This window comes from Halocella sp. SP3-1, from assembly GCF_003953885.1.
GTDB classification, from domain to species: domain Bacteria; phylum Bacillota; class Halanaerobiia; order Halanaerobiales; family DTU029; genus Iocasia; species Iocasia fonsfrigidae.
Genome location: NZ_CP032760.1, coordinates 390,113 through 414,903 on the forward strand (window position 1 = coordinate 390,113; position 24,791 = coordinate 414,903).

The 24,791-nt window shown below is 34.3% G+C and carries 25 protein-coding genes; 2 read left to right on the forward strand and 23 right to left on the reverse strand.

The genetic code is table 11. The annotated features are described in order from the left end of the window. Position 1: 1 nt before the first annotated feature. The 15 genes from D7D81_RS01805 to D7D81_RS01875 all read right to left on the reverse strand — a co-directional run bounded on the left by D7D81_RS01805 (position 2) and on the right by D7D81_RS01875 (position 14,894). Positions 2-586, reverse strand: a complete 585-nt coding sequence (locus tag D7D81_RS01805) for a TRAP transporter small permease (protein WP_125986758.1) — start codon at positions 584-586, stop codon at positions 2-4. A gap of 81 nt (positions 587-667) precedes the next feature. Continuing rightward, on the reverse strand, positions 668-1,639 hold the full coding sequence (locus D7D81_RS01810; RefSeq protein WP_125986760.1) for a TRAP transporter substrate-binding protein: 972 nt from the start codon (positions 1,637-1,639) through the stop codon (positions 668-670). 522 nt (positions 1,640-2,161) lie between these two features. After that, positions 2,162-2,851, reverse strand: a complete 690-nt coding sequence (locus D7D81_RS01815; protein WP_125986762.1) for a GntR family transcriptional regulator — start codon at positions 2,849-2,851, stop codon at positions 2,162-2,164. 410 nt (positions 2,852-3,261) lie between these two features. Continuing rightward, positions 3,262-4,749 (reverse strand): sodium:solute symporter family protein, encoded by a 1,488-nt coding sequence (locus D7D81_RS01820; RefSeq protein WP_125986764.1) that lies wholly within the window; start codon positions 4,747-4,749, stop codon positions 3,262-3,264. Between the two features lie 672 nt (positions 4,750-5,421). Beyond that, entirely contained in the window at positions 5,422-5,985 is a 564-nt protein-coding gene (locus tag D7D81_RS01825; protein WP_125986766.1) for a chromate transporter, read from the reverse strand. Beyond that, the gene (locus D7D81_RS01830; RefSeq protein WP_125986768.1) at positions 5,982-6,560 is read right to left on the reverse strand and encodes a chromate transporter; all 579 of its coding nucleotides are present in this window, start codon (positions 6,558-6,560) and stop codon (positions 5,982-5,984) included. The genes D7D81_RS01825 and D7D81_RS01830 overlap by 4 nt, the downstream gene beginning before the upstream one ends. 135 nt (positions 6,561-6,695) lie before the next feature. Next, a complete protein-coding gene (locus tag D7D81_RS01835; RefSeq protein WP_125986770.1) occupies positions 6,696-6,986 on the reverse strand; it encodes a hypothetical protein in 291 nt (96 codons plus the stop codon). 117 nt (positions 6,987-7,103) lie between these two features. Then, positions 7,104-7,718 (reverse strand): adenylyl-sulfate kinase, encoded by a 615-nt coding sequence (cysC, locus tag D7D81_RS01840; RefSeq protein WP_125991837.1) that lies wholly within the window; start codon positions 7,716-7,718, stop codon positions 7,104-7,106. A gap of 159 nt (positions 7,719-7,877) precedes the next feature. Continuing rightward, positions 7,878-9,320, reverse strand: a complete 1,443-nt coding sequence (locus D7D81_RS01845; RefSeq protein WP_125986772.1) for an ATP-grasp domain-containing protein — start codon at positions 9,318-9,320, stop codon at positions 7,878-7,880. A gap of 330 nt (positions 9,321-9,650) precedes the next feature. Continuing rightward, positions 9,651-10,940 carry a TRAP transporter large permease gene (locus tag D7D81_RS01850; protein WP_125986774.1) on the reverse strand — a complete coding sequence of 430 codons (1,290 nt, stop codon included), beginning with the start codon at positions 10,938-10,940 and terminating at the stop codon, positions 9,651-9,653. Continuing rightward, a complete protein-coding gene (locus tag D7D81_RS01855) occupies positions 10,941-11,423 on the reverse strand; it encodes a TRAP transporter small permease (protein WP_205739311.1) in 483 nt (160 codons plus the stop codon). Between the two features lie 63 nt (positions 11,424-11,486). After that, positions 11,487-12,491 (reverse strand): TRAP transporter substrate-binding protein, encoded by a 1,005-nt coding sequence (locus tag D7D81_RS01860; RefSeq protein WP_125986776.1) that lies wholly within the window; start codon positions 12,489-12,491, stop codon positions 11,487-11,489. Positions 12,492-12,980: 489 nt separating this feature from the next. Next, the gene (locus D7D81_RS01865) at positions 12,981-13,604 is read right to left on the reverse strand and encodes a TetR/AcrR family transcriptional regulator (protein ID WP_164522073.1); all 624 of its coding nucleotides are present in this window, start codon (positions 13,602-13,604) and stop codon (positions 12,981-12,983) included. A 35-nt stretch (positions 13,605-13,639) separates the two neighbouring features. Then, entirely contained in the window at positions 13,640-14,326 is a 687-nt protein-coding gene (locus D7D81_RS01870) for a hypothetical protein (RefSeq protein ID WP_125986780.1), read from the reverse strand. Beyond that, positions 14,319-14,894, reverse strand: coding sequence for a flavodoxin family protein (locus D7D81_RS01875; RefSeq protein WP_125986782.1), 576 nt, complete (start codon positions 14,892-14,894; stop codon positions 14,319-14,321). The genes D7D81_RS01870 and D7D81_RS01875 overlap by 8 nt, the downstream gene beginning before the upstream one ends. Before the next feature lie 184 nt (positions 14,895-15,078). Between D7D81_RS01875 and D7D81_RS01880 the strand changes: the two genes are divergently transcribed. Beyond that, positions 15,079-16,005 carry a helix-turn-helix transcriptional regulator gene (locus tag D7D81_RS01880; protein WP_164522074.1) on the forward strand — a complete coding sequence of 309 codons (927 nt, stop codon included), beginning with the start codon at positions 15,079-15,081 and terminating at the stop codon, positions 16,003-16,005. 77 nt (positions 16,006-16,082) lie between these two features. Further along, the gene (locus D7D81_RS01885; protein ID WP_164522075.1) at positions 16,083-16,325 is read left to right on the forward strand and encodes a zinc ribbon domain-containing protein; all 243 of its coding nucleotides are present in this window, start codon (positions 16,083-16,085) and stop codon (positions 16,323-16,325) included. Positions 16,326-16,391: 66 nt separating this feature from the next. Here the strand turns inward: D7D81_RS01885 and D7D81_RS01890 are convergent, their stop codons facing one another. The 8 genes from D7D81_RS01890 to D7D81_RS01925 all read right to left on the reverse strand — a co-directional run bounded on the left by D7D81_RS01890 (position 16,392) and on the right by D7D81_RS01925 (position 24,780). Then, on the reverse strand, positions 16,392-16,991 hold the full coding sequence (locus tag D7D81_RS01890) for a nitroreductase family protein (protein WP_125986788.1): 600 nt from the start codon (positions 16,989-16,991) through the stop codon (positions 16,392-16,394). A gap of 209 nt (positions 16,992-17,200) precedes the next feature. Then, positions 17,201-18,478: a SatD family protein gene (locus tag D7D81_RS01895; RefSeq protein WP_125986790.1), complete on the reverse strand. Its 1,278-nt coding sequence runs from the start codon at positions 18,476-18,478 to the stop codon at positions 17,201-17,203. A gap of 7 nt (positions 18,479-18,485) precedes the next feature. Next, positions 18,486-19,265, reverse strand: a complete 780-nt coding sequence (locus tag D7D81_RS01900; protein ID WP_125986792.1) for a DUF3307 domain-containing protein — start codon at positions 19,263-19,265, stop codon at positions 18,486-18,488. A gap of 197 nt (positions 19,266-19,462) precedes the next feature. After that, entirely contained in the window at positions 19,463-20,776 is a 1,314-nt protein-coding gene (locus tag D7D81_RS01905) for an amidohydrolase (RefSeq protein ID WP_125986794.1), read from the reverse strand. A gap of 250 nt (positions 20,777-21,026) precedes the next feature. Next, positions 21,027-21,491, reverse strand: coding sequence for a hypothetical protein (locus tag D7D81_RS01910; protein WP_125986796.1), 465 nt, complete (start codon positions 21,489-21,491; stop codon positions 21,027-21,029). After that, positions 21,481-22,374 (reverse strand): DUF3100 domain-containing protein, encoded by an 894-nt coding sequence (locus D7D81_RS01915; protein ID WP_125986798.1) that lies wholly within the window; start codon positions 22,372-22,374, stop codon positions 21,481-21,483. Before D7D81_RS01915 ends, D7D81_RS01910 begins: the two co-directional genes overlap by 11 nt. 250 nt (positions 22,375-22,624) lie before the next feature. After that, on the reverse strand, positions 22,625-23,677 hold the full coding sequence (locus D7D81_RS01920) for an SIS domain-containing protein (protein WP_125986800.1): 1,053 nt from the start codon (positions 23,675-23,677) through the stop codon (positions 22,625-22,627). After that, positions 23,677-24,780: a hypothetical protein gene (locus tag D7D81_RS01925; protein ID WP_125986802.1), complete on the reverse strand. Its 1,104-nt coding sequence runs from the start codon at positions 24,778-24,780 to the stop codon at positions 23,677-23,679. The genes D7D81_RS01920 and D7D81_RS01925 overlap by 1 nt, the downstream gene beginning before the upstream one ends. Positions 24,781-24,791: the final 11 nt, after the last annotated feature.

Below are 24,791 nucleotides of genomic sequence, written 5' to 3' on the forward strand. Positions count from 1 at the left end.
ATCATTTACCCTCCTTTCTTGTTCCCTTACCTTTTAACTCTTCAATCTTTTCTTCTTCAGAGACATAATATATCAAGTGTTCATCGGGAGTCGATACAGATATATCTTGATTTTTAATTAGAGACTCTATAGTTGCTATACTATCCATTAAAATGAATAACAGCATTAAAAAACCCAGTAAAGGCAATGATAAATAAACATAACTCATCGAAATTTGCATGGCAGGTGAAAGTTGAATTCTAACTTTTTGCATTAAATTAAAACCATATTTCATAATAACATAAAATAAATATCCAGTCAGAATATTAAAAAATAAGTCAAAAATTTTTTTGCCACGAAAAGGAAGCAACATATAAAAACTATCCATACCTACATAGGCCTTTTTTTCTATAGCCAAACCTCCAGCAAATGCAATAATATAAATTAACAAAAATCTAGCTAGTTCTTCTGTCCAGGAAGGAATACTCATATTAGGCATATATCTTGCTATTACCTGATAAGTTACAATAACTAACATCAAAAACAAACTGAAAGCTGCCAGAGCTTCTGTTATATAAAATAAAGTTTTCTTTATTTTTTTAAGCAAATGTTTCACCTTCCTTTATTTTATTTAACATAAAGGCCTTAATAAGGCCTTTATGTTAAATTTGTTTAATAAATATAGTTATTATTTTACTGCTTGAATTCTTTCATATAAATCTATATACTCTGGGAATTCTTCATAAACTAAATTATTAACTTTTTCCCTAAAGGCAGCATTATCAGCTTCGATAAACTCCATACCTTTATCTTCTAGGCTGGCACGTAATTCATCCTGCTGTTTAAAGAATAATTTTTGATGATAATCGTGAGCAATATCAGCTGCTGTTTGGAGTGCCTTTTGTTGGTCAGCAGTTAGATTTTGATACTGGTCTTCTCCAATAACTAGATAAATCCACTGACGAATATGACCAGTTAAGTTAACATAATCTTGAACTTCATAAAATTTAGCACTATCAATCAACGCAAGAGGGTTTTCCTGTGCATCCATTACCCCCTGTTGTAAAGCAGTAAATACTTCAGAAAATGCCATCGGTGCAGGGTTAGCACCAATCTCCTGCCATCCTTTTATAAACCAAGGAACATTAGGCACCCTCATTTTTAATCCTTTAGCATCTTCAGGAGTTCTAATAGGTCTATTAGAGGTCAGATATCTAGGCCCTCTCTCAAACCAGGTTAATACCCTCATGTTAGCTTTATCTAATATGTCTTGTTCAATTTCTTCACCAATTGGACCGCTGGCTATTTTATTAATATGTTCGCTATCTCTGAATAAATACATAGCACCTAAAATACCTACTTTAGGGGCCCAATTACCTAATGTTTCACCGGTAATAGTCATATCAGCTGCACCTATTCTAATACCTTCTAAGGTTTCTCTTTCTGAACCCAAAATTTCATTGGGGAAGATTTCAACCTTAACAACTCCATCTGTTCTTTCTTTTACTTCTTCTGCTAACTTAAGACATGCTTTGTGCCATAAATGGTCAGTATTAGATAAATGTCCTAAACGTAATGTAACAGTACTAGCCAAAGTAGGAACAGCAACCATAATAAGAATTAAACTAAGCATTAATAAAGTATTGATCGATTTTTTCATAATTTTTCCTCCTAATTATTTTTTATTAATTCTAAGTTAAACTAAAACAAATAAACCTGGTAATCACCTCCCTTTGAATTAAAATCATTTTCCTAAACTTAACTAATATGAGTTTTACTTAAAAATTTTTATATTATTTAAAATATATAGTATTCCCATATTATTAATTAATTGTCTTACATAAATTGAAAAATGTAATTCTACAAACTCCTCAGGATATTGTCTAAAATCCGGTGTCAATGTTTTGTGAAAAAATCGTTTTACCTAAAATTCAATAATTCTTAGTATATTAAATAAAATCCCCTTATATTATCTAATATAAGTTGGTATCCCCCTAATAATTAATGAAGTTATAAAAAAGTAGAAAACACAAAAAATTAGCTATGTACCAAAAAATGGCCGCAGGAGGTTTTATTTTTAGCCCTTTCAACCAAAGCTATATTTAAGAGTCATTATATTTATGCTAATATACTAATATATTAATCTAAATAATAAAAATTTTTCTCTAATAAAAATATAAATCTATTGTTTTTCAAAATACCCTGGATATTCTGTCGTTAGTTTATCACTATCAAATTTTATACGGCTGATATGTTTAGTTATAATCCTATCTGCCAACTCTTTATCCCCCTGCTGAATAGCTTCAACAATTTTCTGATGCTCAACAATTAATTCATTACCATTAAAGTTCGCTGCTAGACTAAGAATTCTTGACCTACTTACATGATTACTCAGCTGTTGAATAGATAACCAGATATCCCCTTTATTACATCCATCAAAAATAATTTTATGGAATTCATTATCAAGTTCAAATAACTTAATATAGTTTTCTTCTTCAACATAAATCTCCTGCATCTTAATATTAGTTTTCAATTTTAATATATAATCCTCGGGAAAGTCACTGCAAGCCAACCTCGCAACGGCCCTCTCCAGATGCTCCCTCATAAATTTGGCCTGCTCTACCTTTTTCATATTAATCAGCGAAACATATGTCCCCCGCTGGGGATAAATATCAACCAGTTCATCTTCTGATAAACGTGCAAATGCCTCCCGTATTGGTGTTATACTAACCTCTAATTCTTTGGCTATCTTTTCCTTTTTCAGGTTCATGCCCGGTTTTAACCTGAGTTCTATTATGTTTTTCTTTAACACTTCATATACATAGTCTTTCATATAACCATAATCATTATTTTCATGTTTATGTAATTCCATTAATAATTCTCCTTTTCATATATCTTACTATACTAATATGCTAACATATTAGTATAGTATAGTCAAGCAATTCCAATATATAACATAACATCGGGACAGTTCGTTTGTCATCTCAGAAGACCTTTTTATATATGAGTTAAGAAGTACAAAATTATTTTATCTCAACCTTACAGCAATTATTTAAAAAACAAAGGAGAAGGAAAATTTGCCTTCTCCCAGAAATACTCATATTTAGAAACTCCCGGACAATTATGTATTAATAGATTCCTGCTGTAAAATCATTAATTTCCCCTTCATACTAGATAACATACCTGTAAAAATATATATTATTATAATTGTTGTAATAAAAATTTAATTAAATTACTCATCTTAAAAATGATTCTCTCAAGCAAGTTTTTCTTATAACTTCTTTATTTGGCTATAATGTTGCTAAAAGTTGGATCATCAGGAAAGAAAGTATCTATGTCTTCATCTACACTATGCTCTGTCAGTAGAGATACAATAACCAAAGCCAAAAAGGAAACAATCCAGCCTAGATATGATTCGGAAAATCCTAAAGGATTTTTCAGTATTGGCCCCCAAATAATTGCTGCAGAGCCACCTAGAATAATACTAAAAAAAGCCCCTGATGCAGTGGTTCTCTTCCAAAATAACAAACCCAACATTGGGAAAAAAAGACCAGCTGCCCCAAAGGTATAGGCAAATAAGACAATACTTAAAATAGAAGGAACACTATAAGCCAGATAAATGGCTAACACACCTAAAACCAGTGTTGCATAACGACCAACTTTAACCAATTGACGGTCATTAGCTTCAGGATTGATAAGTTTTTTGTAAACATCATTAACAAAAATAGCAACAGGCCCCATCAGACAAGAGTCAGCTGTTGACATAACAGCTGCAATATAGGCTGCAACTACTATTCCAGAAATACCCACCGGCAACAAGGTAAGAATCATATTAGGAGTTGCCAGTTCAGCATCAGCCAGCCCAGGCATTAACATTCTAGCAAACATACCAACCAGAGTAGTCCCAATAGCAAATAGAGGCCACTCAATAGGAATACCTGTTAAAAAGATTCCTTTTGTGGCAGTACCTTCATCCCTGGCAGCAACTATCCGCTGAAAAGCAGCTATAGAGATAAACCAAACCGGAAATATCGAAAGGAACCAGCCAATTGCCGTTTTCCAACCCACAGCTCCCCAGTTCAATAAATTAGCAGTTTCAGCAGAGGCACTAAACTGTTCTACCATCCCTGACCAGCCGCCAACCTTAACCAGTCCAATAGGTACCATTATGAAAATAATACCAACAAAGAGAATAACCATTTGAAAGACATCTGTAATGATTACAGCCTTTAATCCACCCATAACTGTATAAGCCAGAACTACTGCACCAGCAAGTATAATAGCAGTAGTCAGGTCAAAACCCATCGTTGCAGCAACCAGTTTACCTGCGGCAATAATCTGCCCGCCAACAAAGGCAAACCAGGATACACCAATTAAAAGAGCCGCAATTAACCCGGTCTTTTCATCAAATCTCTGGGTAAAAAGATCACCAATGGTTAACCCTTTAGTCTTATCAGCCCATTTTTTTACTTTAGGAACTAATAAAAAAGAAGAAAAAACAGCACTAAGACCAGATACAGCAATCAACCATGAACCTGATATACCAAGGGTAAAGCCCAGACCACCCATAGCAATACTGAATCCACCCCCCAGGTCAGTAGCTGCTGTAGAGGCGGTAGTCTGTAATAGATTCATATTTCTGTCTGCTGCCAGAAATGATTCCGCTTCCCCTTCTCCCTTCTTGTCTCTCATAATCTTATATCCGATATAAAGCAGAATAACAAAGTACAAAATCATCACTAAAATATCAATAGTACCTAAAATCTTCACTCAATCACTCTCCCTGTATTAAATTTTAAAACCAAGAACCTAATCCATTACTACTCTTCACTACTCTTCTTTCACTCCCACTTTTAACTACTAAACTAAGACCTCCTCGAAAAAATCAAAAATAATTCCCCCAGGCTTCTCTATATCTTCTGCTTCTACATACTCATCATAACTTAGCTCCATTACACCATCTTTTTCTTTATTTTATATCACATTTATTGTCAACTTTATGTCATATATTATTTGTTTTACATTATTTTATCACTTATATTGTATTTTGTCAAAGTGTTCAATGTTATGTTCATGTTGTTTTTTGTGAAAAGGGTATTAATTAAAAAAACCCTATTCCAGAAGTTCTCTTCTAAAATAAGGGTAATTTTTTACTGAGTTTTCCTATTTCCCCTTTACAAACTTAAATATTTGCTATATACTCTAGACATAACCTTTATAAGACTATAAGAAAATAAGAAAGGGGAGATTATCATGTTAAGGGATTTACTTGTTGTGTTAGCAGTTATGGCTGTAGTTATAGTTCCACAGCTATTACCATTACTTATTGCTAAAGAAAAATAGTTAATTGATCTTAAAAGCCTCAACTTTATCTTAAGTTGAGGCTTTTTTATTTCCAAACTAGACAGCATGACAGACGAACCGTCCCCCCCTGTCACGCACTTAATAGTTAAATACTACTCCTATGACCGCAGCCAGAATTATGTAAAGTATCGGATGTTTTTTGTATCTATTAATCAGATAGAACAAAATAATAAATAAGATGATTGATTTTAAATTTAGAAAATCTAAAATCCCCTCATTTAAACTAAATTGCTGTAGGTTAAACAACTCCCCTTTACCCAGTTCAAAGGCTACAAAGGCAATTAACCCGGTAACTGCTGGTCGTATCCCCAGAAAAGCACCCTCAACAAGGGGGTGTTCATTAAATTTAGTAAAATAGTGTGCTATAATAACAATAATTATTATTGACGGAGTTGCCAGCCCCATAGTAGCTACTAGTCCACCAAAGATACCGGCTGTATTATATCCTACAAAAGTAGCGGTGTTAACCCCGATCGGTCCTGGCGTAGATTCGGAAATCGCAATCATATTTAACAATTCAGTATGGGTAATCCAACCGTATTTAACTATTAATTCCTGGAGGAAGGGCAAGGTAGCCAGACCACCACCAAGTGAAAACAGTCCTATCTTAAAAAACTCAAGGAATAAAATGAAATAGATCACTGTAAATCACCTTCAGTTTTGTCAAGACTATTACCTAAACCCTTATTTCGTTTAATCTGAACTATGATACCACCCAGGGCAGAACTTAGAATAACAACAACCGGTGATAATCTAAAAAAAGCAAGCATTAAAAATCCCAGGACAAATACCAAAATGCCGAAATAGTCCTTAACTGACCTCTTCCACATTTTTAGTACAATATCTAGAATCAAGGCTATGACAGCAATCTGAATCCCCTCAAAGGCATTTTGAACCAACTGATATTCCTGAAACCTCTGAAAAAAAACAGCTATAATTGTAATAATCAATAAAGAAGGAAAAACCATACCAGCTGTTGCCGCCAAAGCCCCTAGGACTCCTTTCTGCCTGTAACCGATCATGGTTGCCGTATTAATGGCTATTATTCCAGGAGTACACTGTCCAATTGCATAATAATCAATAATCTCTTCTTCACTTGCCCACTTGCGTTCTTCTGCTATCTCTTTTTGAATAATGGGAAGCATGGCATATCCACCGCCAAAAGTAAACCCCCCTATTCGGCAGAAAATAAGAAAGATTCTCCAAATCTCCTTCATAATTATTTCATCCCCTAAGTCTCTAGATTATATCGAATCAATTATATCAATAAAGTAGCAAACTGACAAATATACTTATTTTTTATACCAACAAAAAACCCCTGTTAATCTCAAACAGAGGGAAATAATAAAATATTATAGAAAACTTTCTTTCTCTTCTAAGCGCTCAATATGTTTTTGATTACTTTTGACATCTCGTTCAAGCAATTTCATTGAGTTTAAAATTCTTAGTTGATTAGTATTTAACTCCTGAATTGCTACCTCTATATTATCAAACCGCTTACCTACTGCTTCAAATCGTTTGTCTATTCCTTCAAATCGCCTATCTATATCTTCAAATCTTTTCTCTATTGTAGCAAATCCATCTTCAACAATACCCCTTAGCCGTGCTAGCATATCAATCAATTGTTTTATTTCATCAGCCATAGAAATCACCCCCTGATGTTACTATTTATATTTTATCAAATTTCCATCTACCCTTCAATAACATCAGTAAAATATGACAGAGGGCTTCACTAAGTTCCACCCTCGATACATCTTCTTTTAACTATTATTTAACATTCTTAATACTAAAGCAACCGATTCTTCTACTGTTTTATCCTTTGTATCAATTACTAAATCAGCCTCTTCAGGCTCCTCATATGGTGCAGAAATACCGGTAAAATCCTTTATCTCCCCGGCCAGGGCCTTTTTGTATAAACCCTTAGGGTCTCTTTGAGCACAGGTCTCTATATCTGCCTTAACATAAATCTCTTTAAAATATTCCTTTCCTATAAGATTACGGGCAAATTCCCTTGATTCACGGTAAGGGGATATAAAAGAAACCAGGGTAATCAAACCTGCATCTTTAAATAGTGCTGCTACTTCTGCTATCCTGCGGATATTTTCCAGGCGGTCTTCAGCAGAAAAATCCAGGTCTCGATTTAGACCACATCTTATATTATCCCCATCAAGACGGTAAACTGCCTTTCCCTGTTCCAGCAATACCCACTCAAGTTCCACAGCTATAGTGGATTTGCCAGAAGCTGATAGACCCGTAAACCAGAGTACCTGACCCTGCTGTCCCAGATTACGACAGCGGTCTTCAAATCCTATCTTACCCTTATGCCAAATAATATTTTTCTCCTCTATGTCCTTATCCCCGTTTAAATCTACCATAGTCAAAAACAATCCCCCTATCCCTGTATCTCTTCAGCTAATTCTAGTTACAACAGCATATCAAGCATCACTGACACATTATAATATATTGCAGTAAGCCAATAAAAGTGCAGAGATGTATAATAATCCTTTAGCCTTGTCAGGCGAACCTTCCCACTGTCACATAAGTTCTTGCATAAGAATCGGGTCTGGGTTAAGCGAAGAGAAAAGCTTTTTACGCAACTTTTTTTTCGTATTAATAAGATTAATTGCCATTTGATCCAGGGCTATAGTAGATATAACTGACTGTATATAGCCTTCAATTAAGTTATCCAGGCTCAATCCCAGAGTATTAAAATCCCTACGGTCCATCAATTTAAGACGGCTCACATCACTTCCCCATCCATCTGATAATTTAATTGACAGGTTAGTCCCCAGCATATCCCATGATTTGTGGGAATCATCTAATGAACTTGTCAATGGAGATTTAGCCTTACGGGCATACATAGCTATTGGTTTAAACCCAGCTGGTGTTGCTGCAATCATAAACCTTAAATCTGAAACATAGATCTCTTTCCTCTTATTAGGAATTGTGCCGACATGGTAAAACTTCCCTTCAGAACTAATAGTACTCCACTGGTAATTCCCTACTAAACTCTGAACTATAAAATTTTTATAATGGTGCTCCAGAGACATAAATTCCGCCAGCTCTTCCTTATTTGTTATTGTATAAACACCTTGACCAGCATTACTATAAGGGTTTTTAATAACCGCGTGTCCTCCAAATCTATTAAGCCATAAAGGGATCTCCCTTAAATTGACATTCATAATCGTTTCCGGTGTGAAAATTTTCAAACCATGATTCTCAAGCTTACTATTGAAGAGGTCATATGCCTTAGCTGCAATTAATTTGTTCCTCCCACCTGCTAGACAGGCAATAATCGGGTTATAAATGAATGTTTTAGTATAAACAGGAATACGATTCCACGGTTTCTGGGTCACATAACGAAAGGCTGCCCTGATAGGTTTCCAGCAACCCTGACAATCGCTTGCTTCCATTACCCCCTTGATAAATCTAATCCCTGGCTTTTCATCCCCTGTAAAATAAGATACTAGATAGACTTTTTCACCTGTTAATTCAGCAAGAACAGCTGCATAACCAGAAGCCTCAATATAGTTTTTATCATAAATAACAGCAAGGTTTCCTGCTGGTAATCTTCTGGACTTAATTAGCGGTAAAAAAGATTCTTCCAGTAAGCGTTTATACCCACCCATCTCTTGATTATCATTTAGTATCGGCATAGACTTTTGCCCTGAGGGAGATGAATTTGTTTCAATGACAATCATTTTTTTATTACCTTCAGCTGTAGTAACATGAAACAGATCCGTACCTGTCCAATATATATACTTCGGCTTATATTCAATTAATGACATTAAATAATCAGCATCGATTAAGGGATTTAGGTGGCAATACCTCTCAACTATTCTTTCTTTGCTCATATTCATAAAATAACTTATCAAAATATGTGGTTGTGCATTCATGACTTTATGATAATAATGTTTGTCCATTACAAACGAATCAGGTAAAATAATCTCTGCTGGTTCAGAATACTTTATCTGCATAACATTCCTCCATCTATTTTTTATATATCTTAAAAATCAACTCCTGTCATTTATATAATAATACATATTACATCTTTATACAATACTTTAAAAATATACTAACAAAAATAATTTAATGAAAATTATATTAATTTAATATGTCCTAGATATTTATAATTTTGATGAGGAAAAAAATATAGAGATCGGGGCAAAATATAAAGGAACTTGATTAGGGGATAAGCTTTACCAACTTAAAAAATTCAAAAACAAATAGAGGATATCCTTAATCCTCTATTTGCTTTTCCAATAATACAGTCAACTTTAAAACAATCTAACTCTCAAACAGTAAAACTATAAAAGGTCAGGGGCTATCAAGCGTGGAATAAAGAATGTTATATCAGGAAAAAAAGCAACCGATATTAAAACAATAAGTACTACAGCAATAAATAAAATAACTGCATTAAATGATTTCTCAACAGATAATTCGCCAATCCTTGAAGCGATTAATAAACACAAGCCATAGGGTGGTGTTACCAACCCAATCGCCAGTGTCATTATTGTAACCATTCCCAATAATATAGGACTAATCCCCAGTTTAACTGCTGTCGGCAGGATTACCGGTATAAATAAAATCATTGCTGGTATCGCATCCATAAATGTACCAACAAAGAGAAAGAACATAATGATAACAAACATAAAGAGCCAGGGCTGGGTAATGTAGGTAGTAAGAAACTGTTCTGCCAGTTTCTGCACCTGATAATAGCCAAAAAGCTCCCCTAAGGCACTGGCAGCAGCTAAGGCAAACAGAGATAATGAACTTAGAGTTAATGTATCAACAAGTATCTTTGGTAAGTCTTTAAGCTTGAGTGTTTTATAAAAAAACATACTAATAAATAGGGTATATAAGGAAGCAAAGGCTGCAGCCTCTGTGGCAGTATACCAACCAGTAATTACCCCGGCAATTATAATTATTGGTGTTAGCAAGGCAGGTAATGTCTGTCTGGTAAGTTTGAGGAATTTTTTCAGGGAAGTTCTTTTATATTTTGGGTAACCCTTTTTTAGTGAAAGGAAATAGATAACCAGCATCATACCAAGCCCTGTCAAAATACCAGGTATGATTCCCGCTAAAAACAATGAACCCACTGAAGTATTTGTCAAACCAGCATAAATAATCATTGGAATACTGGGGGGTATAATAACACCAATGGTTGAGGAGGCTGCAGTTACGCCTACTGCTGTTTCTTTATCATACCCTGTCTCGATCATATTTGGTATTAATACATTTCCCACCCCAGCAGTATCAGCCTGAGAAGCCCCTGATATGCCTGCAAAGATCATTGAAACTAATACATTGGCATGGGCTAGTCCCCCGCGAATATGCCCTACTATTGCTACCGAAAACTCAATCAGCTTTTTTGATATTTTCCCCTGGTTCATTAAGTTTGCAGCCAGAATAAATAATGGTACTGCTAGTAGAACAAAGGAATTCAGACCATTAAACATCTTCATCACAACAGTAACTGCCGGTATATATGGTGCTGACAAAATCCCTGTTAAGGCTACAATCCCTATCACAAAGGCAATTGGTACACCAATTATTAAAAGTATAATAAATAGTCCAACAAGAATAAAGCCTAACATTTATTGACCTCCTTTTCTAATAGCCTGAACATTTTTTATTATATCTGCCAGAACATAAAAAGCCATAGTAATTCCCATGATCGGTAGGCAAAGGAAGACATAACCCATTTTAAAGTCAGGTAAAGCAACCCAACGGTAATTCCAGAAGCTTTTTGTTGCTATAATCCCATAATAAAATACAGATATATTAAAGAGTAGTAAAATAATATTGATAATTATATTAAGATAGATTCTTGCTTTTCCCTCTAGTTTTTCCAACAGTAAACTAAATCTAAAATGACTCTTTCTTTTGATCATAACAGAAGCTCCCATAAAGACTGACCAGATAAACGAATAATTGGCTACCTCCTCGGTCCAGATTGCTGCAATTCCAAGATACCGGGCAAAAATCTGTATTAATATAGTAATAAAAAAAGTGCTTAAAAATACTACCCCAAGGAATAACTCTGCCCTTTCCATGAATTTCACAATTTTATTTATCACTTTAATCACCACCTACTTTTATAGGTACAGGGTGGTAATATACAACCCTGTACCTTTGATTCTTTATTTTAGATTTCTAATTTGATTGAGTAAATCCTTAACACCTATTTCTTCTGCTGCTTCATCCTGTAAGGGCTTAGCTAATTCTATAAATGGCTCTCTATCTATTTCATTTACAAAGGCCCCTTCATCAATGGCAAGCTTTTTATATGCCTTCTCCTGTCTATATAACTCTGCTCTTTCTGTTATAACACACTCCCGGGCTGCTGTTAGAATAATATTCTGCTGTTCTTTTGTTAAGGATTCAAACTTATGTCCATTGATTAATAAGAATCTGGTAGTGTAATCATGCCCGGTCTCTGTTATGTATTTACCATTTGATGTTTTGTGGTGATTCTGCTGGACAAAATATGGATAGGCATTTTCAGCAGCATCTACTACGTTTTGCTGTAAGGCCTGGTAGAGTTCTCCCCAGGCTACTGCAGTAGGTATAGCACCTGTTTTCTTCCAGAAGTTTGCTACAACACCTGAAGTCTGTGTTCTTATCTTCATTCCATCTAGGTCAGCCATTGACTGTATAGGCTTTTTACCGTAATAATGCCTGACACCTGCTGACCAATAACCAATAAGTTTAAAGTCATTGTATGATTTTTCATTAACAATCCTGGCCATTTCTTCTCCAACTTTTCCATCAACTACTGTCTCCCAGTGTTCATAACTATCAAATAAATATGGCAGGGCAAATAATTGTATCTCACCGATACCAGTTTTAGTCATAAACCCAGGAGAAACCAGTACAACATCAGCAGCCCGCAGTTTTAATTTTTCAACTAATTCAGCCTCACTAGTACCAAGCGTTCCTGCATGAACATCAACCTGAATACTTCCAGCAGATAATTCTTCCACTACTTTTTTAAATCTCAACAACCCTATTTGATAAGGATTTTCAGGGGATGTCTGATTATGAGCAGCAACAATCTTCAAATTTCCTTTCGCACCAACACTATTTGTAAAAGTCATAACAGCTAATACTACAATTAACAATAAAGCAAATCTTTTATTAATCATCTGTTTTCCTCCCTGTTTTAAATTATAACCTCTCTCTTTTTGGATACTAAATTACAATAATCACCCCCTTCACTTTTTTATTATATAAAACTCTTTTTTATTTTTATTGCAAAAAATAAACTCCCATTTTATCTAATAGAGTTATCTTTTACAATAATAAATAATTTTTATAATACTTAACACTTAATTATTCCAAACTATATCATTCCAAAATATTTCATCTGATTTACATTTATTTCAAGTTATGTCTTCAATATATTACATAATTCTATATATTTTATTATTTTCCTGCAAAAAAATGGGATTTAATTAAAAATTATAACTCATAATAAAAAACTATATCTTATTACCCTTTAAAACCTCAAACATGTATATTCTAGAAATAATTTTATAATCTTTATAAAAGAAAAATTCACCCTATTGTTAGTAAATTTTATGCTTTCATCTACTAACAGGTGAATAATCCTGCTCTATAGAAAAACTTAATTTTTAGATGCTTTCTAAAATCTTCAAGACCCCTTTCTCAAGTCCCAGTACCCTTTCTAAAAGTTCTTCAATAGCCTTTACTTTCTCGTTGAAAACCCCTTTATTTCGGAAATTTTTAAGGTTAATATGCATGAACCTATCTATACCAATAAAAATAATCTCTGTTATTTCCTGATAATATTCGCATTTAAAAAGTTCATCCTGAACACCTTCCTCAACAATCTGTAGTATAATATCTTTAAATATCTTATGAAATAATTCATCCCTTTTTTGATGTATTTTTGCATTACTATCCAAATCAAAGTAATGAAAAATCTTTTTATCCTCAGGTGCCTTAAGAAATAAAATCTTCATTACCCTTTCCATTTTTTCTACCGCATTCAGCTCTTTATCATTTAGTACTGTCTCTGCCTTTTTTTTGCCTTTGTTCAATCTCCTTTCAACAATAGCAACAATAATGCTTTCTTTCGTTGCAAAATGATAATAGAATGTCCCTTTAGCTATCCCAACCTCATTAACAATATCACCTACTGTAGTATTATCAAAACCATCTTCCATAAATAACCTCTCTGCTGCATCAATGATTTCATTCTTTCTCTCTGCCGGGTCTTTAGATATTCTAAGCAAAGTAACCATCCTTTCACACTTAACTAAATTTCATTTTATTCAGTATCCTGATAGGGCATAGCATATAGTTTTTTATGAACATTATATTTCCTGGCCTGAAACCACCAACCAAAATTTAAAATAGTCAAGTACAGCCATTTGGGGGCCAGAGGTTTATTTAAAAGACTCAAAACATCTTCAGGCAAAGACTCTCCTTTAGCAAGTCTTCCGGCAGCCATATCGAGACCTGTTACCATGTTTTTAAGTAGACCTTGCTTATCTTCCAACACCTGCTTTCCTATTGCCGGACCTCCCCCTATTTTTAGGCCACCAAGCCATTTAAAATCCACTTTTCTGGTAAAGTTAAGACAGATTTTCAAGGCAGTATCATTTTGAACTGGTTCAGGGAAACCGGAATTAATCACTGCCAGAAACCCTTGCTTATTTCCTGTCTTTTTAGTACAACATTTTTCAGCAATTACCTCCATTGCCTCTATTACAATCGAAGGCAGTGAATCTACATAAAGTGGGGATGTCAGAACTATTATCTCACTCTCCCGGATTAACTCCATTAAGGAAACCAAAGACTTATTATTAGAGCTATTAAAGTCCCTTAACAAATACTCTTTAACCATAAAACCATTATCAAGCATTTTATTCGAAAGATAACTCCCTATCTTATAGGAATTGCTCTTTAAACCCCTGGGACTACCTACCAATAAGAGACACTGCTTTTTATTCACTTCTCCCACCTACTTCCAGACAAATTCTATTTACAGCCTTATCCAGGTCTTCTGCTGAGTCATTAGTATATAAAAAGAAAGTCTTATGTACAGGTGAGTACATATTAATAGCCATACGGGCAAGCAACTGGCTAAAGATTCCTTCAACTTCATCATCCTTTTTTTCTAACAAACCAACTGCCATAAGCTCAGGGTATTTTTCATATCTCGCCTTATGATGTATTTCACCATTTGTTTTTCTAAAATGAGGTAAAAGATTAGGAATTAGTCTATCAATGCCCCTTTTTAAAGTAGATGAAACCCCGCCAAATATAACCGGTGTTAATAATATAAGTAGCTCACTATTTATAACTTTTTTGGCTATCTCCCTTCCTTCATCATCAATTATACAGATTCCCGGTGTTTTTACCCAGCAGGCAAAACATCCCCTGCAGGGCGCTATCTCCTTATCTTTCAAGTCAATAACCTCCAGTCCAGGCCTACCTTTCATTCCAGTTACCAATTTCTCCACAATATTATTATAAATATTGTTTATTCCATTTAAACCATTTAAAACAAGTATACTCATTGAATATCACCTCTTTGACTGACTATCAGTCAGTTGTATTATATCTATAGTAACATATGACTGACTATCAGTCAATAGTTAAACCACAGCAAATTAAGCTTACCCTCTCAAGCAAACGCTTGTATGGTATAAAATATTGTGATACAATTATAAAAGATTAGTCTCTTTCAGGAGTGATATGGATATGCGTGTTTACAGATTACTAGCAATTATTATGATTTTACTCAATAAAAACAGAGTAAGTGCCAGTAAACTGGCCAAAAAGTTTGAGGTTTCTTCCCGTACAATTTATCGAGATATAGAATCTATCTGTCAGGCTGGTATCCCTATTATCTCACATCAGGGGATTGATGGTGGTTTTTCTATACTGGATAATTATAAAATAGATAAAAACCTCTTTACTGCAGAAGAAATGACTGCTATTTTAACCGCCCTGGAAGGTCTTAATTCTACTATTAGTGATAATTCTATTAAATACACCGCAGAAAAGATTAAGACCCTTTTTCCTGAAAATCTTGAGTTATGTAATAATCAACAAATAATCATGGATCTCAACCCCTGGGAAAGAAATAAAGAATTAAAAAAGAAACTAGAGCTTATTAAACAGGCAATTAAAAACTCACAAACTCTGACTATTGATTATATTAATGCCAGACAGGAAATCTCCAAGAGAGAAATAGAAGCCATTAATCTGGTATTAAAGGGTACTACCTGGTATCTTTACGCCTTCTGCCGCTTGCGCGAAGATTATCGTATATTCCGTTTATCCAGAATTATTGATTTGTTTTTAAACAATAGTATATTTGAAAAAATACATAAAGGTTTTAGAGAATATGAAAATGAAAACTCCTGGTATAATCCCGGAAAAGAAGTCCATCTAGAATTACTCTTTAAAGCAGAAGCACTTTTATATATTCAAGATTTTTTTGCTAAAGATCAAATAGAAAAACAGGCTGACGGTTCATATCTGGTCAAAATAAGCTACCCTGAAGACAACTGGGTATATGGGTTTATTTTAAGTTTTGGAGATATGGTAAAGGTCTTAACCCCCCCTCATATTCAAAAGATTATTAAGCAAAAAGCTGAAGAAATCTATAAATTATATAACTAATAACTTAAAGGTGACATACTGTTGTCATATTTATCCCCTTATAATATAATTAACAAATCTAAATGGAGGGATTAATTATGGATATGAAATATTGTTTATCCTGTGGGATGCCTCTTTCCCCGGAAATGTCACATCAAAAAACAGACAAGTACTGCCAATACTGTGCAGACGAAAATGGGAGTTTAAAATCCAGAGAAGAGTGCCAGGCCGGTATTGCCCAGTGGTTGCAGAGCATCACCCCTGAGGATAAAGAAGCTAACTATATGAAAAGAGCAGACCATTATTTAAAATCTATGCCTGCCTGGCAGAATAAGATTTAAACTGTAAGGGCCTCTTCTTCTGGAGAGGCCCAATTTGCCGTCAACTTTAATATCTTACTATACATCCTAATTAAATATTTTAACACGTTCTTCAACAGGTTGAAATCGTTTATCCTCTGGGGTGGCTAGTATCTTACCAAAAGGCATCTGAGCAATCAACCGCCAGTTATCTGGTAAATTCCACTTAGATTTTACTCTATCATCTATCAGTGGATTATAATGCTGTAATGATGCCCCTAGTCCCTCTAATTCTAAAGAAGTCCACACAACATACTGCAGCATTCCATTTGACTGCTGAGCCCAAACCGGAAAATTATCTTTATAAAGAGTATATTCTTTTTGTAATTGTTTTACAACATCATCATCAATAAAAAACAAAACCGTTCCATATCCATTACGAAAGGAAGCAATTTTCTCCTCCGTAGCAGCAAATTCTTCTTCTGGGACAATCTCTTTTAATGTTTCTTTGGTTATATTCCAAAGTTCATTATGATTATCTCCAAATAAAACAACTACTCTTGCTCCCTGAGAATTAAAGGCTGAAGGTGTATATTTTACTGCACTTTTTACTACTTCTTCAATTTTTTTCTCTGAAACAACTTTTTCCTTCCCAATACCATAATAACTACGTCTATTCTGCACTGCCAGATAGAAATCTTTTCTCATAATAAAAACCCCTTTTAATGTATATTATATTACACATAGACATCTTTATCTATGTAACACCACCCATATTAAAACATATATCATAGTTAACTTGTCTCAATTATACAAATATAATAAACCTAAATCAAATCAGACTACTATAAATCTAATCCTTTTAATGAAACGAACCCATCACAGCACTCACAATATCGGGTTTTTGTCTAATATATTTATATTGTCGTGTTTTTATCTAATATGAATAAATTACAAATACTATTAAAAATAAATTCATATTCATACCAACCTGCCCTTTGTAAGTGCTCAACTACTGTTGACCGGGATAGATTCATCTTTTCTTTGATCTGATTTTGGGTTAACCCCTTCTGTTTATATCTCACAGCCGAACTCTGTTTGGGACTCCAGGATTGAATAATTTCAATAAATAGGGATAATACATGTGAATATAAATCATCTATAAAATTATTTGAAAATTTAATACCTAACTGCATTTTTTGTGAAAAACAACTAGCAAGTACTTCCCTGGCTCTATAAAAAGCAGTCCCATCCATACCAAGCGCTTCATTCCTAATTTTAGTTGCAATATCGCCAATTCCCAGGCCAGAATAAAGCCCCTGTAGTTCAATATACACATCTACTATTAAAGATAGCATTCTATTAAATCTATCTTGTTCATTATAAAAAAGACCCTGAAATTCATAAAAATCATTATCCTCTGAAGACAGGGAAGTAAGGATAAGTTTTGACCTTATAATATCACTATATTCCTGGTTAATAGAGTTTAATAAATTCCGAACATCTCTTTCATTATTAGCTTTTGTAGGCCAGGCAGCTATCAAAGCTATATAATTGCCTTTACAGATATCACTACAGATTTTTATATGCTGCTGCAGATTACAAAATATTTCATTAGTTTTAAGCAGTAAGGCCCAGTTTATCTTTTTTAAAGACTGACTTATACTTGACTGTGATGTATCCAGTACAGCAGCAATCTCTTCCTGTGTTTTCCCCCTGACTAACTGATAAATTATATATTTTTGCCTCCCATTATACTTAGCTAATATACTAAAATATAAATGTAAAAGCAGATTTATTATAAGTAGGGCCGTATTTCTGTTATTATCCATCAACAAATGCACTCTGAATTTATTTTTTTTAGCAGTATTGATTGCCTCAAGAGCATTTTTATATCCCTGACCCTTGTAATTATCAAACAGACCAGCCCCAAGACCATATCTAAGCTCAATACCATTGAATTTAACATCCATATATTGTAATAAATCCAGCATCTGCTCATAGGACTCTAAAACACCCACAAATTCATCACCCAGAGTAACTTTAAAAGGAACTCTAATTACTTCCCTGTATTTACTATTAACCTCATCTAACACGGAATTTAATTCTTCCTGTACCTCTCTTCGCTTCTCCAATTTCCTGGAATCAACTAAGTCTCCTATAATAACCACCTGCTGGTCCAGCAAAACAATCATCCCCCATTTACCATAAATACTTAAATATATTAATTATACTCCCAGTTAGAACTGCCAGAAAAATACTTGTAATTGAACCTAATAAATAATATTCAACAAACCCTTCTCCCACCTTTTTTTCTTCTATTTCTTTAAATCTAATTAAAGACTTGGCAGTAAATAAAAGCCCTATCAGTGAATAGCTTTCTAAGATAACAAATAAAATAATTAATAGCCTCTCTAAATTTCCGATCGCCTTACCCTTACCAGCTTTATTATTAATATCACTCTTATACCTTTCCAGGACAGCCCTGGTAATAATAGTACTCCCCTTAAAATTAAAAATAACGACTGAAGCGGTAATCGTAATGAAAAGTACCCTGGAAGTATTAAACACCCCTAACCATTGAAATATATCCTTAAGATCATTATACATTAAAATAAGATATAAATTCCCCTGCAAAGTAAATAAGGGCACAGTTAATAAAATAACAAGTATATGTAATATCTGATCAACTATGAATATTTCCAATTTATAATTCCCTGTTTTTGCTTTTCTTTCTGCTAGTTTCCAGCTTAAATATATTTTACAATAATCAATTATACCATGAAATAATGTAATTGTTAAAATAACTAACAATAACTGCTCGCTGAAATAATAAAAAGTCAATACCAGTGAAGTCAAGAAAACAATCAACAAATGCTTCATTAGAGCCAAAAAAGACAGCTGTTTATTTTTACTTAGTTTCTCTGTCTGAAAGGAAAAATCAGCTAGTACATGAGCTAAAATAAGTAAAGAATAAGTCATAAAAACCCCCTTTTTATTAACAATGCCAGAAATTCTTTTTACAAAAAAGCAATTTATACTATATTTCACCAGTTCTCCATAAATACCTGCCAGAATATAGAAAATCTATCATAGAAATTAACTTCCCATGATAGATTATAATTAAAATAGTAATATCATCTATTTTAATGTGCCAAGCGAACCGTCCCGGTGTCACATCATATAGTTTTATCAAAACTACTTAGTAAGTCGAGATATTCTTCTTTAGTCATAACAGTCTGATGGTTTTCAATAATTGTTGTTGCTCTATCTGCCTTATTATATAAGAGGTCAATTACGGTCATAGCCATCGTTTTGGCTGGTATAATATAGGCTAATTCCTCATCTATAATCTTAAATTTACGGGTATGCAGGTCACCTTTTACTCCCCCAAAAAACGGATGGAGTACTGGCATCAGGTGAGAGACATCCCCAAAATCAAAAGAACCAGCAAAAGAACTGCCCTGCTGGATTTCATCTCCTTTTAGAAAAGCACTTAAGTTCTCTAAAAGTATATGATCTAACTCAGCCTTATTCAGAAGAGGCAGATAACCGGGTATATCTTTTATCTCTGCTTTGGCTCCAACAGCCAGGGCCCCTGCTTTGATAGCCCTGTTTACTTTTTGATTGGCAGCAATGATTCCCTTAACTGTCCTTCCACGCACATAACTCTCCATTCTTACATCTGCCGGTATTATGTTTACAATATCTCCACCTTTAGTAATTATCGGATGAACCCTTATCTTTTCTTCATCTGGAAAGGTCTCCCTCTGGGCATGGATATTATTGATAGCCAGCATAGCAGCATTAAGGGCATTAACCCCTTCTTCTGGGGCAGAACCAGCATGTGATTCTTTACCTGTAAACTGCACCTTTTTACCAACAAAACCATTTCCCGTAGGACCCAGTAAGGCCTTAATTCCAGAATCACCAGGGTAGAGTGAATGGATCATCATCGCTATATCAACATCATCAAGTTCTCCCCGATAAATAAGCTCCTGTTTTCCTCCAAAGTATTTTATTTTTCCTTGTTCCCTGAGGTCATAGCGATATTCTAATTCGACATATTCCTCAGCCGGAACTGCCATAAACTTCACACTACCACTTAATTCTGAAAGAGCCCCTGACAGAACAAGGCCCAAAGCTGCCCCCAGCATTACCCCGGACTGGATATTATGCCCACAGGCATGAACTGCCCCGGTCTCTTGATCAGCATCAGGGTGTTCATGACATAAAATAGCATCCAGCTCACCCATAAACGCTATCCTGGGGCCAGGGTTTTCCCCAGCTACAGCACTACAACCTGTCACTGCTATATTTTTCTTCGGGACCAGTCCCAGGTCTTTAAATTCTTCATATAGCAAATCAGTAGCATACTTTTCTTTATAACCTAATTCCGGTTTATCATACATCTTTTTCCCCAAAGCAATAATCCTGTCTCTCTTTTCATCAATAATCCTGGCTACCTTTTTTTTAAGCTCTTCTTTTGGCAAAAGTTAACCCTCCTTCTTAAATATCAATTAATCTACGAACAAAATGGCTCCGCCACCCAGACTTAATCAATAATTATTAATTTTTACTTAGCAATATTTCTTACACAAAGTTAACTAGTTTTAATAATCCAGACAAATATATCTGTCGGCCTTCAAAGTTATCCATAATCTTTAACCAACAATGAAAATAGGACAATCCTAAATTATCATAATAAATGAGGATTGTCCTTTAAAAACATTTTAATTTAAATTAAATAATACCTTGTAATTTTAATACTATGTGGGAAATAATAGCTGAACCAAAGAAAGTACCAATAAAGACAGCAATAGCTACAATAAATACCTTCCAGCTCAATTCCTTTAATTTCTGAATTTTATTCCCTACAGAAATCCCGGCAAAAGCAAGTATGGGGGTTGTTGTTCCTAAAAAATTAACCTCATTTGTATAATGTAAAAACCATTCTGAAGTCGGTATAAAAGGCATACTCAAAATCAGGGCAGTCAGTGAAGCCCAGGCAAAGGCGGGGAATTTTACCCTGGGAAACAAGTCTTTTATAATAAGGGCCAACATAGCAATAACAATTATCATTAACATCCCAGGAATGGCAGTTGCTACTGGTATTCCATAACCTATCCTCTGACCAACAAGAATCATAATGCCAACTACAATTAAAACCTTAAGTTGATTTAAGCTTTGTTCCAGATTAAGATTCATGACTATTCCCCCTCAACTCTCCATTTTCTACCTCTTTACCTCTACCAATAATAGGTGAAAGTTTATCATATAAAAAATTAACCAGAGGTAGACCAAGAAAAACAACTGAATAAAGGCCAGTTACCCCAGTTAACATATTACTTGTCGCTGCATAAGCAAGAACCGTATCTCTCATTCCCGGTACAATTTCAGCAAGTGAACCTGAAGCAGCTGTCATCATACTCCCACTACCCATACCAGAAGCCATAGCCAGAGCATAAGGATGGAGACCTGTATTTACTGACAAGGTGCCAAGCAGTCCAAAAAAGATAGTCCCAAAAACTGTTCCAATCAGGTAAGTCCCCAGAACACCTGTCCCTTCAGGTGAAGATATACCATATTTTTCCCCAATTACTCCAAGGGTAGGTTCACGGCAAATGCTGGCTGTTGCCCCAACTGCTTCCCTGCCCATTCCTAATAAAAGTGCCAGTGGAAGGGCAATAATAACTGTACCAAGGTTACCTAACTCCTGCAGTAGTAAGGCTGGACCTGCCTTTATAATTTGCACAATATTTGGTCCAACAATAGCCCCGTATTTCACCCCCAGTGGCAAAAGTGCCAGCATAACCATTGAACCAGCAAGTTCTATCTCTTCACTGGCTATCAGGTTTTTTAGAAATGCAAAAACCTTTCCCAATAAATCAGGTGTAATTAAGATGCCGATCACTACTGCAAAAAGCATCGGCAGTAAAACAACCTTACCCGGGCCTAAAGAAAAGCTTTTTATTCCAATCTTCTCAGTAATAGCTATGATTATAAAAACTGTTAGATATAATTTCAAAAATACAGCTATTCTTCCCCTTGTTTTAAGTGGCTTGTCTTTCCTGGAAACCTTCTTATCCATAATTAATCCTCCTTTTTTTTAATAAATTAATATTACCTATTATTTATTTATACATAAAGCGATAAATTCCTGCAATTTTTTTATGTATATGAAGAGATAATAATATATGGTATTATTTGTCTGTAAAAATGGTTTTATTCTTATCATGACCGTCCCCTATATCATGGTTGAACCATTATAAAGAAAAATTCACCCTGTTACAGGTGAATTATACTTCCCCGATGGCAAGTGAATACTTTTTTACCGGTCACTACTCAACCCGGGTAACCTTAGAAATCTTATTTAGTTTACCTGGTATCCTTCCCTGCCTAAGTGCAATTTCCCTTGTCAAAATCTGTATAACAATTGAAAAAGGAAATAAAGTATTTAAATGTTGATATTTATTTAATTTTATATAGTTAAAACTATAGTTATCTTTATTAATCTGATCTGTCACAAAAATTACTTTAGAACCAAAATCAAATAATTCTTTTGCTAGCTTAAGCATCAAGTCAAAAGTTTTATCTTTTGTATCTGCTAAAATAATAGCTGCATGATCAGGACCAGCAATTTCTAAAGGCCCATGCCGAAAAGCACCTCCCGAAATAGCAGCAGGTTGTAGTCCAGTACCTTCCTTGCAAATTAAACCACCCATTTTAGCTGCAGCTAGACTATTTCCCCGGGCAATAAAAGTCAACTTCTTAAATTCAGCTAATTCATCATATAAACTAGGTGATTGAGACAATAATACATCAATTTCTGCTGCTAAAACATCAAAATCATTTATTAGATTGCGATATCCATCAACACTTTCTGAAAAAATACTATCTACTAGCATGTCCAATAACAACAAGGTATTAGTAAATGTTTTGGTAGAGATAGTTGCTTCTTTCCCTGCAAAAATAGGCAGATTGACATCAGCTAGTTTAGCAATTGTACTTTGTGGATTGTTGGTTATAGCAATAACCCTACATTTATCCTTTATTTTTTCCACAACTTTTTTAGTTTCTATACTTTCACCTGATTGAGATACAGCTACTATGGTAAAGGTCTCATCAATTGCCGGTAACTGATAATGAAGTAATTCATCAGTTGGTGGATTAAACGCAAATTTCCTATTAACACACAATCGATTCACTGCTGGAATTGCAGCAAAATGAGAACTCCCCATCCCTATAAAAAGAATTGGCCCTTTACTTTCTTTTAGATAAGTGGCTGCTTTTTTTAATTCATTTGAAAAAAATTCATCCTTGACATACTGTTTTATTAATTTTTTTAAAAACTCTGGTTGTGATATAATATCATTTCTCATAGGATCACTCATTATTCTGCCCCCTTATTATTTATTATTATTTCTGGCTTAATTTTTTCTAAATATGCTACAAGTTCCTTTCGATTCGGACTCTGTCCAGTTTTAACATATAGACTAGCTGTTAATGTCCCAATAACAGCTGCTTCAAGTGAAGTAAAATCATGAATTTTAGCCCAACAATAACCAGCATTAAAATTATCACCACCACCAGTAGTTATTACTGGTTTTTCTATTTTAGGTATAGATATCATAGCTTTTTGATGCTCATTTAAAAACAATGCCTTAGCAACCGGATGTATGACAATTTCATCAATATACCCCTGTTCTAATAAATAATTCCCTATGTTAAATAGCTCATTTTTTCCCTGACATACTTTTTTACCAATATCAATAGCTTCATTTACATTTAATCCCAGTATTACCTGATAATATTTTCTAAACTTTTTTAGTAATAAAAGCATATCAAGTATATCTGCTGTTGTTCTACCTTGGCAATCTGCCAGATCAACAAATAGTAAACTTTTCTGCTTAAAACAATATTTTTCTACTTCCAGTAAAATATTCTGCCAGATAGCTGACATCTGATTAAAATGACTCCAATTTGTCAGGCCCAGCAGCTGGTATTCATTTAATTTATCTGGGATTAAAGCACCTGCTCTGTCCTGTATTGACTTCCAATTTATTTTTTTAAAGCTATGTGTATCACCTAACATTACCTTCCCATCTTGAAATTCTAATACAAAACTTAAGGCTGGTTCTCCAATTGAAATAATACTTGTATTCTCTGACATATAATCTTGAAAAAGTCTTTCATACTCTGTTACTGGAATAATTGCTGTTGTCTTTAAATCAAGACAACCAAGGGCATTGGCCATAATAGGCGCATTTCCTCCCGGCTTAATTGTCATTAGATCAATATCAATATCACAACTTAAACCAGCTGCCCTAATTAACCTATTACCAAATTCTTGAATTTCCTGATAGTATTCCTTTTTTGATTTATTTTTACTTTTTACTGGATGGTATATTTTATCTACAAAACCATCAAACCCAATTAAAGCCTGTCCGTCTTTATTTGATGCCTTTATTATTTTTTCTGATAAATTCTCTAGCATTTTATTCCTCC